This is a genomic window from Streptomyces sp. NPDC005820 (assembly GCF_040630255.1).
Lineage (GTDB): Bacteria > Actinomycetota > Actinomycetes > Streptomycetales > Streptomycetaceae > Streptomyces.
In genome coordinates, this window is sequence record NZ_JBEXXE010000037.1 from 22,437 (window position 1) to 35,561 (window position 13,125).

Below are 13,125 nucleotides of genomic sequence, written 5' to 3' on the forward strand. Positions count from 1 at the left end.
GGGCGCCCGGGTAGCCGCGCGGCCATGGCTCCACCGAACACACCGAACACACCGAACACACCGAACAGACAACCCGCACACCCCCACAACCCCACCCGTCGATCGCTGCTCGCGGGGGTGGCGGCGCTCGGCGCGCTGGGCGCCGCGGGCTGTTCGCGGGTGGCCACGGCGTCCACCGCGGACGGCGGCGACCTGCTCGACCGGCTCCGCGCCGCCGGGGTCGTACGGCTCGGCATAGCGGGCGAGATCCCCTTCGGCTACATCGACAAGGACGGGCGGCTCACCGGGGAGGCGCCCGAGCTGGCGGAGGTGATCTTCAAGCGGCTCGGGGTGGACGCGGTGCAGCCCGTGCCCACCGAGTTCGGGTCGCTGATACCCGGGCTGAAGTCCCAGCAGTTCGACGTCGTGGCCGCCGGGATGTACGTCAATCCCGAGCGCTGCGAGCAGGTGCTCTTCGCCGACCCGGACTATCAGATGCTGGACGCCTTCATCGTCCGCGAGGGCAACCCGAAGGGGCTGCACGGCTACCGGGACGTGGTGGAGAAGAAGGCCAGGTTCGCCACCGGGACCGGGTACGCCGAGATCCAGTACGCCGTGGACGCGGGGTACGAGGAGGGCGACATCCTGATCGTGCCGGACCAGGTGGCCGGGCTGAACGCGGTCGAGGCGGGCCGGGTCGACGTCTTCGCGGGGACGGCCCTGACCGTCCGCGAGGTCGTGAAGAAGTCCCGCAAGGCGGAGTCGACCAGGCCCTTCGCCCCGCTCGTCGACGGCAGACCGCACGTCGACGGGGGCGCGTTCGCGTTCCGGCCGGGCGAGACCCGGCTGCGGGACGCCTTCAACACCGAGCTGCGGAAGCTGAGGAAGAGCGGGGAGCTGTTCCGGATCCTCGAGCCCTTCGGGTTCACGAAGGCCGAGATGACGGACCTGACCGCGAAGGAGCTCTGCGGCGGATGACCTCGGGACTGTGGGAACTCGTCCTCAGGGGGGCGTGGACGACCGTCCAGCTCCTCGTGTTCAGCGCGGCGCTGGGGGCGGCCGTGGCGTTCGCCGTCGGGATCGCGCGTACCCACCGGCTGTGGTTCGTCCGCTTCCTCGCGGGCTGCTACACCGAGGTGTTCCGGGGGACCTCGGCGCTGGTGATGATCTTCTGGGTGTTCTTCGTGCTGCCGCCCGCCTTCGGCTGGCAGCTGGTGCCGATGTGGGCGGGGACGCTGGCGCTCGGGCTGACCTACGGGGCGTACGGCGCGGAGATCGTGCGCGGGGCGCTCGGCGCGGTCGATCCGGCGCAGCGGGAGGGCGGGGTCGCGCTCGGGTTCACGGCCGGGCAGCGGCTGCGCAGGATCCTGCTGCCGCAGGCGGTGCCGGAGATGATCCCGCCGTTCTCGAACCTGCTGGTCGAGCTGCTCAAGGGCACCGCCCTGGTGTCGGTCATGGGCATGGGCGATCTGGCGTTCAGCGGCAATCTGGTCCGCCTCGCGCTCCAGGAGAGCGCGCAGATCTACACGTACGTCCTGCTCCTGTACTTCGTCATCGCGTTCCTGCTGACGCGGCTGATGCGAGGGCTTGAGCACCGGCTGAAGGCGGGGCTGCGATGAACTGGGACTGGACCGCCGTACGCGACTTCATGCCGCTGTTCCGGGACGGGACCCTCGTCACGCTCCAGGCGCTGGCCCTCGGGTCGCTGATCTCGTTCACGCTGGGGCTGCTGTGGGCGCTGCTGATGCGGACGCCGACCCGGTTCGTGCGCTGGCCGGTCGGGGTCGTCACGGAGTTCGTCCGGGACACCCCGCTGCTGGTGCAGTTGTTCTTCCTCTTCTATGTGCTGCCGGAGTGGGGGCTGACCCTGTCGGCGATGACCACCGGGGTCCTGGCGATCGGGCTGCACTACTCGACGTACACCATGCAGGTCTACCGGGCCGGCATCGAGGCGGTGCCCGCCGGGCAGTGGGAGGCGGCGACCGCGCTGAACCTTTCGAGGGGCCGCACCTGGCGGGCGGTGATCCTGCCGCAGGCGGTCCGCCGGGTCGTGCCGGCGCTCGGCAACTACGTGATCGCGATACTCAAGGACACACCGCTGCTGATGGCGATCACCGTGCTGGAGATGCTCGGCCGGGCGCGGCTCTTCTCCCAGCAGCACTTCCGGTTCACGGAGCCGCTGACGGTGATCGGGGTGGCCTTCGTCGTCATCTCCGCCCTCGCCTCCTTCCTTCTGCGCACCCTGGAGCGACGCCTTGTCCGTTGAGATCAGCAACGTCACCAAGCGGTTCGGCGACCACACCGTCCTCGACCGTCTGGACCTGTCCGTGAAGGCCGGCAGCCATGTCACCCTCATCGGTCCTTCCGGGTCCGGCAAGACGACCATCCTGCGGATGCTGATGACCCTCACCGAGCCCGACTCGGGCACCATCACGGTGGACGGGCAGCCGCTGTTCCCCGCCTCGGAGAAGCAACGCCGCGAGGTGCGCCGGGAGATCGGCATGGTCTTCCAGCAGTTCAACCTGTTCCCGAACATGAGCGTCCTCAGGAACATCACCGAGGCCCCGGTCACCGTGCTCGGGCTGTCGAAGGACGAGGCGGAGGAGCGGGCCCGCACGCTGCTGGAGATGGTCGGGCTGGCCGACAAGTGCGATGCCCGGCCGTCCCGGCTCTCCGGCGGGCAGCAGCAGCGGGTGGCGATCGCGCGGGCGCTGGCGATGCGGCCGAAGGTGCTCCTCCTGGACGAGGTGACCTCCGCCCTGGACCCCGAGCTGGTCGCCGGGGTCCTCGATGTCCTCAGGGACATCGCCTCCACCACCGACATCACCATGCTCTGTGTGACCCATGAGATGAACTTCGCCCGGGACATCTCCGACCAGGTACTGATGTTCGACGCGGGGCGGGTGGTCGAGGCGGGTCCGCCGGAGAAGATCTTCGGCGCGCCGGAGGAGGAGCGGACCCGGGAGTTCTTGAGCGCGGTGCTGTAAGGGGGCAGGTCGCGCGCGGGGCGTGAGGGCGGGACATGACTTTGGCATATGCCAGGGGGTCAGTGCCGCAGTTGAGGGCACCAAAGGCGCACCATATTCTCGCCAACACCCCCTCCCCTGAGCCGCCTTGGCCGTTATCGTGGAGATGATTCGCTGCCAGGATCATGGCCAGAGAAAGCGACCAGGGGGGAACACCGTGGCGCTGAAGCACGAGCCGACCGCGCCGTACCACTCGGCTCAGGACGCCCTGCGCGTCCTGGAGACGGTGGCGCGGCACTCCACCGGCGTCACCGACGCCGAGCTCGCCCGCGAGACCGGCCTGGGCACGGAGCGGCTGACCACCCTCCTGCGCATGCTGCGCCGCGAGGGATACGTCGAGCAGGTCGCCGACGGCGCCTATGTCACCGGCGACGCCCTGACCCGCCTGGGCTCCGCCCACGGCCGCCAGCAGGCCCTGCGCGAGCAGCTCCAGCGCACCCTCGACCGGCTGCGCGACTCGATCGGCGCCGCCGTCTACGTCAGCCGGTACGTCGACGGCGAGGTCACCATCGCCCAGTACGCCGACAGCCCCGCCACCCCCGCCGTCCACGAGTGGTTCGACTTCCGCTCCTCGGCGCACGCCACCGCGCTCGGCAAGAGCCTGCTCGGCCAGCTCGACCACAACGGCCGGCGGGACCATCTCTCCCGGCACAAGATGGCCCGCCTCACCTCCCGCACCATCACCAGCGACCGGCTGCTGCTGTCCCGGCTGGAGTCGCAGCCGCCGACGGTCCCGCACCTCGACCTCCAGGAGTACGCGGTCGGCACGGTCTGCGCGGCCGTCCCGATCACCGCCGGCTCCTCCGTCGGCTGTCTGGCCCTGTCCCTGCCCGTCGCCCACGCCCACCGCCTGCGCCACGCGGCCGACGCCCTGAACAGGAGCGCGGCCCCGGTGCTGCTCTCCCTGGCGATCTAGGGCCTGTCGTTTGGATCATGCCGCGCGTCGCGGGGTGTGGCACGCGCGTCACACCCCGCTCGGGTCGGCCGAGAGGCCACGTCGGCTCAGCCGACCTGATCCAAACGACAGGCCCCAGCCAGGCCCTGGACCCGCGCCGCTACGGGGTGGCGACGAACCGGAACTCCGGTCCGTAGCGCTTCGCGGGGTCGTTCGGGAGGGGCATGTTCATCAGTTTCACCGCCGGCCCCTTGAGGGCGAACATGTGGCCGATCGCGGCGCCGAGGTGCTGGTCGGCGTCCTCCTGCCGGTCCTGCTTCCATGCCTCCTCCAGCGAGTGCAGCATCGCGCTGAAGGCCGCGTTGCCCTTGTCCAGCTCCGCCCGCGCGGTCGCGTCCGGGACGGTGGCCGGGTCGTTCGCCCAGCCGCCCTTCGGCACCTTGCCCATCGGGCGGGCGTTCGGGAACGGGATGGGGTCCCCCTGGAAGTCCCACTTCGGGGGAGTCTCCTGGATCTTCTTCAGCTTCCGTCCCCGGAAGATCTCCCGGAAGACGTAGTAGTGGGACAGTTCCCCGGCGACCCCGGGGAACGGGTTGTCCGGCGTCTTCTCGGTCCCCTCGCCCTGCTCCTTGATGATCGTGATCACCTTCTCGGCGTCGGCGAGGGACCTGATCGCGAAGAGGCTGTTCCCCTCCCCGTGGTCCATCTCCTTGATCACCTGCCGCGTGCCCCTGATCTCCCCCTGGTGCACCCGGAAGGCCTCCAGGATCGCGGTGTAGAAGAGCCCGATCGACGCGAACGTCTCCTCTTCGAGCACGAGCTGGGCCAGCGGCTCCTCGGGCGCCTCGATCTGCGAGTACATCTCGACCGAGTCCTTCGTCAGCCCGCCCAGGTAGACCTCCAGGCCGGGATTGATCGCGGGCCGCACCCCGCCGGGCAGGGGGCAGGGGTACGGGGCCAGCACACTCGGGTCGGCGATGCGCGGGCTCCCGCCGATCGTGGTGAGCAGGTTGCAGACGTGCCCGAGGTGCGACATCTCGTCGAAGACGATCACGCGGATGGCGGCGGCCGCCGCCTTCCCCGAGTCGGTGTCCTGGAGCAGCGACCACCAGCCGCACAGATAGGGCGGCAGGGTGGCGAGTTCCAGCATGATCGCCTGCTGCAGCGCGTCCTTCAGCCAGGACGGTGAGCGCTGCTCGGGCGGTGTCCTGAGCAGCCGGACGATTCCGTCGCTGCTGTAGTCGAGCTCCACGGTGGTCACGGCGGGCCCCTTCGGGTCGGTGGAACGAGGCTGGGCCACCACCATCGGCCGGGAAGCGGGGTCGGCATGTGACATACGACTATGCGATCGCGTGGTTCACCCGCCCGGCCGGTGGTCGGAAGCACCGCTCGGGACCAGGTAGTATTTTCTCTGTCGCCAGCCGCCGAAGGGCGGACGGCGAGAGTCATGCGCCGCTAGCTCAGTTGGTTAGAGCAGCTGACTCTTAATCAGCGGGTCCGGGGTTCGAGTCCCTGGCGGCGCACGATGACGATGGCGGCCTGTGTTCGCAGAAAGCGCGAACACAGGCCGCCATCGTCGTGTCTGCGCGGCTGCGCCGCGCGTGGTGGGGGCTCCGCCACCCACACCCCCGTCAAGAAGGGCCCCTCGTGGACATCACGAGGGGCCCTTCGGCGTCCTCGGCGGTCAGCGGGCGGTAGCCGGGCTCGCCCGGGGGGCGCCACCACACCGGGTCGGCGCAGCGCAGCCCCTCCCGTCTCAGCAGCGCGCGGTGGATCTTGTTGGTGGCGGTCACGGGCATCCGCTCCACCACCCGGACGAACCGGGGCGCCATCTTCGTCCCCAGGTCCGGCTGGGCGGCGAGGAACGCGGCGAAGGCCTCCGGTGCGAACTCCCCCGCGATCGTCGCCATCACCTGGTCCCCGGTGACCGGGTCCGGCACGGCGTACACGGCGACGGCATGCGCGCCCTCGTACCGGGCGAGGATGTTCTCGATCATCGCGGCGGCGAGATTCTCGCTGTCCACGCGGATCCGGTCATCCGTACGCCCGGCGAAGTAGAGGTAGCCGTCGGGGTCGCGGTAGAAGAGGTCGCCGGTCCAGTACAGGCCGTCCCGGCGCCGCTCGGACTCCGCCTCCGGGTTGCGCCAGTACCCCTCGAACGGGTTCGGCCCGCGGTTGACCAGCTCCCCGATCGCCTCGTCCCCGTTCAGCAGCCGCCCGGCGGTGTCGAAGCGGGCCGGCGGGCACTCCCTCCCCGACTCCGCGTCGAGGACGGCGAGCCCGGGCCCCGCCCGCCCCACCGCGCCCGCCGGTGTCCCCGGCGACCACTGCACCGCCGCGCCGCCCTCCGAGGAGCCGTATCCCTCCACCAGCCGCACCCCGAACCGCCGCTCGAAGGCCGCCGCGTCCACCACCCCCGCCTCCGTCCCGAAACCCAGCCGCAGCACATGGTCCCGGTCGTCGGGGCCCGGCTCGGTGGCCAGCAGGTACTGGATCGCCCGGCCGACATAGGTGAAGTACGTCGCCCGGTAGCGCCGTACGTCCGTGAGGAACGCGGAGGCCGAGAAGCGCCGGCGCAGCGCCACCCCGGCTCCGGCGGCCAGCGCGGGGGCCCAGTCGGCGATCACCGCGTTGCCGTGGAACATCGGCATGCAGACGTAGTGCACGTCGTCCGGCGCGACGGAGAACTGCGCCGCCAGGGACCGGCCCGCGGCGGCCAGCCGGCCCTGGGTGCAGATCGCGGCCTTGGGGGCGCCGGTCGAACCGGAGGTGAAGTAGAGCAGGAGCCGGTCGGCGGGGCGGGCCCGGGACGGGTCCGGGCGGGCGTCCGCGTAGGGCGTGAGGAGAGCCCCGTACTCCTCCGTGTCGGTCACCAGGACACGGACTCCGGGGAGGTCGAGCCCGGCGAGCAGCGGGAGGTGCGCCCGCTCGGTGATCAGCAGCCGGCACTCGGTGTGCAGGATGTCCCGGGCCAGCTCGGGGCCCCGGCGGGTGGGGTTGATCCCGGCGACCGCCGCGCCGGCGAGCGCCGCGGCGGACAGCCACAGCGGGAACTCCGGGGTGTTGTCCAGCAGCAGCCCCAGATGGGGTGCGGCGTCCGGCGACAGCAGATCGGCGAGAAGGGCGGCCCGGGCGGCGGCACCGGCCGCGATCTCGTGATGACTGAGGACCGCTGCCCCGGGGCTCCCGGGCTCCTCGCACCACAGTCCCGGCCGGTGGTCGTCCCAGCGGCGCGCTACGAGTTCGGCGACGGACTCCATGGAGGCGCACGGTAGCTGACGTACCGTCAGAAGACTATGGCGCGACGTCGTCCCAGGCGGAGAACGCGGCCTCGACGCTGATCATGAAGCCGACGCAGAACAGGAGCGCCACCCCGAGGAAGACCAGCAGACAGCCGGACTCAGCGAAGAGCCGGCCGTGCGCCGGGGGCCGGGCGGTGGCCCGCTCGGGGTGGTCGCCCGGGTAGAAGACGGTGACGATGTCCCCCTCCAGCGTCGTCCCCGGGCCGTTCTCCTCCTCGAACCGGACCGTGCGGCCCTCGCGGGTGGTGAACTCGTAGACGTGGTGCAGGACCGTCGTCACCCGGTGGTGCTCACCGCCGCCGGACCCGGTCGTCGTGTACGTCCGCAGACAGCGCGCCTCGGCCGTCAGACCGCTGCCCCAGGCCCGGGTGGTCCGGCGGGAGCGGCTGATCACGGTGTACATCGCGAGGAGGATGCCCACGATCATGATCGACGGGATGATCAAGAAGAAGATGTCCATACGAGCCCCCCGAACTCCGGTCACCGGCCTGCGCGGCCGGTGTGCAGGGAACCTACCCGCACGTAGGGCGGGGTTGACTCAAGGGAAGCTCAGAACTCGGGAGCCGGTTCAGGGGCCGGTTCAGGGGCCGGTCACCAGCAGTTTGATCATCAGGACGACTCCGGCGCCGAACAGGACCAGGGCGAAGGCCGTGGACGCCGTGTCCTTGCCGGGCTGCGGCGGGGCGGCCGTGGCCCGCTCCGGGTCCTCGGCCGTGTAGTAGACGGTGGCCTCGTCGCCGACCGCGCGGGTGTGCGGACCGCCGCCCTCCTTGAAGACGACGGCGCGGCCGTCGGCGGTCGTGTAGTCGTACTCGTGCCACTGCGTCGTGCGGGGCACGTTGTTGACCACCTGGGTGGTCCGCCACTGCCGCACCACCCGGCCCCGCGCGGTCAGCCCGCTCTCCCAGGCCGCCCGCCGCTGCCGGGTCCGGCGCACGATCGCGTACGCCGCGGCGAGGAAACCGATGATGAGCAGGACGAAGACCATGTCGACGGCATCCATGCGCCCGCTACCCCCGTACGTCGATGCCAGGACCCGCGCGCGCCGGTGAGGACGCACGCGGATCCGGACCCTATCCGACGGTCTCTCAGAAGGTGACGTCGGAGCAGGCGTAGAAGGCGTTGCCCGTGTCGGCGATCGTCCAGACCGCGAGGATCACATGCCGGCCGGACAGACCCGAGGGGAGCGTGCCGCTGTGGGAGAGGGTGGCGGGCGGACGCTGTCCGCCGTAGGGGACGGTGAGGAAGGGGGTGAGGGTGAGGTCGGAGCGGGCCAGGCTGTGGTTCTGGTTCCAGCCCTGTTTGGTGACGTAGTACTTGAAGTCGGTCGTGGCGTGCATCGCGGTGAACTGCCAGCGGAAGGTGTAGCTCTGACCACCGGTCACCTTCGTGGTCGGCCACGCCCCGCCCGAGGGGGTCTTCGGGCTGTCGAGCTGGGCGAAGCGGGTGTTGTTCGCGGAGCAGATCGATCCGTCGGCCGCCCCTGAGCCCGGGAAGCCCTTCGGACCTTCGACGCTCTGCGGCTCCCACTGGATGTCGCCGCAGTTCGTGACCGTGCCGTTCTGACAGAGCTTCTGCCGGCTGACGGGCAGATCGGTGTAGCCGTGGCCGCTCGCGCCGCCGGCCGAGAGCACGAAGGCTCCCGCCGTGGTGAGCCCGAGCGCGGCGGCGTACCACCTGGTCTTTTTGCGCATGCTGCCGCTCCTGGAGAACGTGGGGAGTTCACTGAGCCGAGCTGCCGTGCAGGTCTAGACCAAGTGCGAGATTATTGCCGGTTCATGGACATGTCCAGACCAATCGCGGAGGGGATTTCAGGGGGCCTGCTCCCCACGGCCCGCCGCGAACGCCACCGTCAGGTCCTTCACCAGCGCCTTGCGCTCGTAGTCGTCCAGCTCCACCAGACCGCGCATGGTCAGCCGGGTCACCGTGTCCTCCACCGAGTCGACCACCGAGGTCAGCACGGTCGCCCGGTGCTGGGCGTCGAGCGCGGCGATCCGGCGCCGGTGCATCGCGGCGGCCACCTCCGGGGCGTACTCGATCCGCAGCGGCTGCACCGAGAACACCTCCACGCCGATCGCGCCCGCGTCCCGCGCGACCCGCCGGGTCAGCGCCTCCCCCGCCGCCTCGACCGACCCCCGGCCCGCACCCGGCGGCTCCACCGGGATCCGCGCGAGCGCCGCCTCGACGCACTCCCGCAGATACGTCTCGTGGTCCTCCACACCCAGCGTGGCCCGCGCGGTGTCCCGCACCCGCCACACGACGAGGACGACCACCCGCAGCGCGACCCCGCTCCCGTCGGCCGCCGGCATCGGCTCACTGCGCCAGTGCCGCAGCCGTACGTCGACCTGACGGCGCAGCAGCAGCGGGTTGACCCAGAGGAGACCGGTGCGTCGGACCGTGCCCCGATAGCGCCCGAACAGGCCCAGCACCCAGGCCCGCCCGGTCCGTCCCCGGGCCAGCCCCCCGAACCCGAACAGCCCCAGGGTCCCCGCTCCCGCGTACGCCGCCCACTGCGCCGGACCGAGCCCGGCCCCCGCCCACGCGGGCAGCCGGAGCGCCTCCGCCACCAGCGGCGGCAGCACCCCCGCCCACCAGGAGGCGGCCACGCACCCGGCCGCCCCGCAGACCCCGGCGAGCACCCCGGCCGCACCGGGCAGCACCCGCGCGGCCCGCTCCACCAGGTCCGGGTCGACCTCGGCCACCGGCCGCGCCTTCGCCGCCACCGGCCGCCGCAGCCTCGGCTGCTCCCCGCTCCGGCTCGCCACCACGGCCGGTCCCACCGCCACCGACCGCGGCTCGGCCTCGTCCCGGAACAGCAGGTGTACGGGGATCTCGGTCGTCGCCTCGTTCTGGATGAGCCGCCCGCCCCGCGGCGGGTCGTCCGCCGCACCCGGCTCCGAGGGGTTCTCCGGTTCAGGTGTGTGTGAAGTGGTCGGGTGCATTGCGTGCCTCCAGCCTCCGCGCCAGATACGCCATGACAGTGAGTGAGCGGCCTGGACGGCCTGAGGGGCCTGAGCGGCCTGAGCGGCCTGAGGGGCCTCCTAGGCGAACAGCCGCCGCCAGGTCTCCGGACCCGGGTAGCCGTCCGCCGCGCCGCCGCGCCAGCCCTGGGCCCGCTGGAACGCCTCGACGGCACGCCGGTCCGCCTCGCCCCAGCGCGGTCCCGGGCCCTGGGTGTAGTACCTGCCGAACCCTTTCTTCATGAGCTGCCTCCCCAACTGCGTGACATACGTGTTCTGCGCCCCCGGCCGGAACACGCCCCGGCCCGGGAAGGCCAGGGCGCGCGACGAGGGAGGCGGGGGCGCGGCGGGCGCGATGTCCCGGCCCCCTCCCGTGATCAGCAGCTGCCAGGTCCCGGGGCCGGGCAGCCCGTCCGCGAGGGCGCCGCTCCAGCCCTGGGCCAGCTGGAACGCCTGGGTGGCCCGGCGGTCGGCCGCCGACCAGCGGGGGCCCGGCCCCGAGGCGTAGAAGCGGGCCCCGCCGCGCGCCACGAGGAGCCGGCCGAGCTGGGTGACGTACGGGTTGTTCGCGCCGGGGCCGAAGAACGACTGCCCGGGATAAGGAGCCGCCGCGACGGCCGACTCCGGCCCGGACGCCTCCGTACCGGACCCCGCCACGAGGCCTTTGTACCGGTAGGGGACATAGCGGTCCGCATGGCTCCAGTAGGCATACGGGGTGGCCTGGCGGCGGGCGGTCGGGCGGGCCTGCTCGTAGGCGAGGTAGTAGGTGTGGGTGTAGTCCGTCCAACCACCGAAAATGACGACGTGCGAGCCTTTCTGGGGGTCGGCGGGATTGTGGAAGAGAAGAATGTCGCCGGGCTGGAGTTCCTCCTTGGAAATGCGCGTCCCGTACTGGCCGAGGGTGCCCGTCCACTCGTTTCCGGGCAGCCCCCAGGCCATCGAGACGAAGCCCGAACAGTCCTGCCGGTAACCGTCGGACCAGTACGCGCTCATGCTGTACGGCACCTGGGCCGCGACCCATTCCTTGGCCCGCCGGATGATCTCCGCGCGGGTCGTCGCCGGGGTTCTCACCGTGGCCGCGGGCTGCGCGGGCCGCCCGCCGGGACCGTGCAGCGGCGCCTTGCCGCCCTGGGGGGTGTCGGGCTCGTCACCTGCGGGAACTCCCGGCCGGCCGGGGGCCTGCGGGGCGGCGAGGGCGGGCACGGCGTATCCGGCGCCGAGGGTCGTGGCCGCCGCGGTGGCGACCACCAGGGTCCGCCGGGCGGCAGGGTGACCGCCGAAACCGGAAGACCCCCAGGAGGGGGAATAGGGATTCACCCGGCGCCAGTGCGCGCATCCGGGGCAGTCGCAGTCACTCGCGGGATCGAATTCCTCGAATACCGGAGTCTCCATGCGATTCCCCTCACACTCCAGATGGAAATGTCCGCGGCTGTGCACGTTCGCCAGTTTCTCAACTGTCGTCCCGGCGCGCATGCTGACGGTCCGAATGATGTACACCGGCACCCGGCGCGGGTGGCCCCCGGGCGAGTGGTCAAAGGCACCCTCCGGCGTCCTGTAGAGTGACGACGTCAGCAGGCGCCGCTAGCTCAGTTGGTTAGAGCAGCTGACTCTTAATCAGCGGGTCCGGGGTTCGAGTCCCTGGCGGCGCACAGACGGCAGAGGCCCCTCGCGAAAGCGGGGGGCCTTTCGCATGCCGCGGGTGAGACCCAGCGCGTACTCCGGCCACCATGCGCCCGCCTTCGGGCCGCCCTTGCACTCCCCGTCCGACTCCCCCGGGCCCTTCACCCACAGGTAGGCGTCCGCGAGGGGGTCGGCCGTCCTCGTGGTGGGAGGGGTGCCCAGGGACCGGCCCGGCGGGTTGCACCAGCGCTCCCCCGGGTCGCCCTCGCGGTAGGGGCCGTTGCCGTTGCGGCTGGTGTCGACGACGAAGTGCTTGCCGCCGACCTTGGCGGAGAGCGCTCTGCCGTACGCCAGGGAGTCGCCGGTGGAGTAGAAGTTGGAGACGTTGACCGCGAAGCCGTCGGCCCGGGCCACCCCCGCCCGCAGCAGCGCCCGGTCGATCCCGTCGGTCCGGCCCCGGCCCGCGTTGCCCGCGTCCAGGTAGACCTTGGTGTTCTCCAGGGACTTCAGCGTGGTGACCGCGCCCGCCAGCAGGGCGTAGCGCTCCTCGCGCAGGTCGGCCGGGGTGCAGCCGTCGACCAGGTGGAGGAGGGCGTCGGGCTCCACGACGACCAGCGCGGGGCGGTCGCCGATGCCCCGGGCCACGGCGGCGATCCAGGCGCGGTAGGCGGCGCCGTCGGCCGCGCCGCCCCGGGAGTACTGGCCGCAGTCGCGGTGCGGGATGTCGTAGAGGACGAGCAGCGGGACCCGGCCCGCCCGCGCGGCGGCCTCGGTGACCCTGCGGGCCCGCGCCTGCGGATACTCCCCGCCGAGCCACACCGCGGCCGGCCGCCCGGCGATCTCCCGAACCGCCGCCGCCCGGGCCCCCTCACCCTGCCGCTCGTACACCGCGACCTGCCGGGCGGCCGGACTGTCGGGGTCGACCCAGAAGGGGTCGGCGGTGGCGACGGGATCCCGGCCGACACCCGGTTCGGGCGGGGCGTCTCCGGGCGGGGCACCCTCGGGTCGGGTGCCTCGGGGCAGGGCCTCACCTGGCCTGGTGACTCCGGGCGGGGCCTCACCGGCCGTGCTCGGCCCGGCGTCTGTGCCCCCGGGCACGCTCGCCCCGGGCGGGACACCCCCGGGCACACTCGCCCCGGGATGCGCGCCCCCGGGCACACTCGCCCCGGCCGAGGTCTCACCCGCCGCAGCCTCCCCGGCCGTACTCGTCCAGGTCTCGGGGCCGCCGTAGGTGCCGGCCCCGCTGGTGCCGTCGGCCGAGGAGCATCCCGTGAGCAGCAGTGCCGTGCCCAGCGTCGCGCCCAGGAGGGCCGCGGCCCCCCTCCTGATGTGCATCCGGATCC

Annotated in this window: 13 protein-coding genes and 2 tRNA genes; 7 read left to right on the forward strand and 8 right to left on the reverse strand. The window is 72.1% G+C overall.

The annotated features are described in order from the left end of the window. Window positions 1-117: 117 nt before the first annotated feature. From ehuB to ABZ464_RS36400, 5 genes are all read left to right on the forward strand, one after another. Entirely contained in the window at window positions 118-957 is an 840-nt protein-coding gene (gene ehuB / locus ABZ464_RS36380) for an ectoine/hydroxyectoine ABC transporter substrate-binding protein EhuB (RefSeq protein WP_359284805.1), read from the forward strand. Beyond that, entirely contained in the window at window positions 954-1,598 is a 645-nt protein-coding gene (gene ehuC, locus ABZ464_RS36385) for an ectoine/hydroxyectoine ABC transporter permease subunit EhuC (protein WP_359284588.1), read from the forward strand. Before ehuB ends, ehuC begins: the two co-directional genes overlap by 4 nt. Beyond that, on the forward strand, window positions 1,595-2,245 hold the full coding sequence (gene ehuD, locus ABZ464_RS36390; RefSeq protein ID WP_359284590.1) for an ectoine/hydroxyectoine ABC transporter permease subunit EhuD: 651 nt from the start codon (window positions 1,595-1,597) through the stop codon (window positions 2,243-2,245). The genes ehuC and ehuD overlap by 4 nt, the downstream gene beginning before the upstream one ends. Beyond that, complete coding sequence (ehuA, locus tag ABZ464_RS36395) at window positions 2,235-2,966, forward strand: ectoine/hydroxyectoine ABC transporter ATP-binding protein EhuA (protein ID WP_359284593.1); 732 nt, start codon at window positions 2,235-2,237, stop codon at window positions 2,964-2,966. The genes ehuD and ehuA overlap by 11 nt, the downstream gene beginning before the upstream one ends. 196 nt (window positions 2,967-3,162) lie before the next feature. Further along, entirely contained in the window at window positions 3,163-3,921 is a 759-nt protein-coding gene (locus tag ABZ464_RS36400) for an IclR family transcriptional regulator C-terminal domain-containing protein (protein WP_359284596.1), read from the forward strand. A gap of 139 nt (window positions 3,922-4,060) precedes the next feature. Here the strand turns inward: ABZ464_RS36400 and ABZ464_RS36405 are convergent, their stop codons facing one another. Continuing rightward, the gene (locus tag ABZ464_RS36405; protein WP_359284598.1) at window positions 4,061-5,161 is read right to left on the reverse strand and encodes a ferritin-like protein; all 1,101 of its coding nucleotides are present in this window, start codon (window positions 5,159-5,161) and stop codon (window positions 4,061-4,063) included. A gap of 188 nt (window positions 5,162-5,349) precedes the next feature. Between ABZ464_RS36405 and ABZ464_RS36410 the strand changes: the two genes are divergently transcribed. Continuing rightward, window positions 5,350-5,423, forward strand: a tRNA-Lys gene (locus tag ABZ464_RS36410). Window positions 5,424-5,531: 108 nt separating this feature from the next. Here ABZ464_RS36410 and ABZ464_RS36415 read toward each other — a convergent pair. The 6 genes from ABZ464_RS36415 to ABZ464_RS36440 form a co-directional block, all read right to left on the reverse strand. Further along, window positions 5,532-7,160 carry an AMP-binding protein gene (locus ABZ464_RS36415; protein ID WP_359284600.1) on the reverse strand — a complete coding sequence of 543 codons (1,629 nt, stop codon included), beginning with the start codon at window positions 7,158-7,160 and terminating at the stop codon, window positions 5,532-5,534. A 34-nt stretch (window positions 7,161-7,194) separates the two neighbouring features. Next, window positions 7,195-7,662 (reverse strand): DUF3592 domain-containing protein, encoded by a 468-nt coding sequence (locus tag ABZ464_RS36420; RefSeq protein ID WP_359284603.1) that lies wholly within the window; start codon window positions 7,660-7,662, stop codon window positions 7,195-7,197. A 120-nt stretch (window positions 7,663-7,782) separates the two neighbouring features. Further along, window positions 7,783-8,205, reverse strand: a complete 423-nt coding sequence (locus ABZ464_RS36425) for a DUF3592 domain-containing protein (RefSeq protein WP_359284605.1) — start codon at window positions 8,203-8,205, stop codon at window positions 7,783-7,785. A gap of 85 nt (window positions 8,206-8,290) precedes the next feature. Beyond that, on the reverse strand, window positions 8,291-8,896 hold the full coding sequence (locus ABZ464_RS36430; RefSeq protein WP_359284608.1) for a lytic polysaccharide monooxygenase: 606 nt from the start codon (window positions 8,894-8,896) through the stop codon (window positions 8,291-8,293). A 117-nt stretch (window positions 8,897-9,013) separates the two neighbouring features. Then, entirely contained in the window at window positions 9,014-10,144 is a 1,131-nt protein-coding gene (locus ABZ464_RS36435; protein WP_359284610.1) for an SPFH domain-containing protein, read from the reverse strand. Between the two features lie 99 nt (window positions 10,145-10,243). Next, window positions 10,244-11,554 carry a peptidoglycan-binding protein gene (locus ABZ464_RS36440; protein WP_359284613.1) on the reverse strand — a complete coding sequence of 437 codons (1,311 nt, stop codon included), beginning with the start codon at window positions 11,552-11,554 and terminating at the stop codon, window positions 10,244-10,246. 183 nt (window positions 11,555-11,737) lie between these two features. Between ABZ464_RS36440 and ABZ464_RS36445 the strand changes: the two genes are divergently transcribed. After that, window positions 11,738-11,811 (forward strand) — tRNA-Lys (locus ABZ464_RS36445). On the opposite strand, the gene ABZ464_RS36450 is transcribed toward ABZ464_RS36445, so the two are convergent. Further along, window positions 11,777-13,117, reverse strand: coding sequence for a glycoside hydrolase family 6 protein (locus tag ABZ464_RS36450; protein ID WP_359284615.1), 1,341 nt, complete (start codon window positions 13,115-13,117; stop codon window positions 11,777-11,779). The two genes, ABZ464_RS36445 and ABZ464_RS36450, sit on opposite strands and share 35 nt — an antisense overlap. Between the last annotated feature and the right edge of the window lie 8 nt (window positions 13,118-13,125).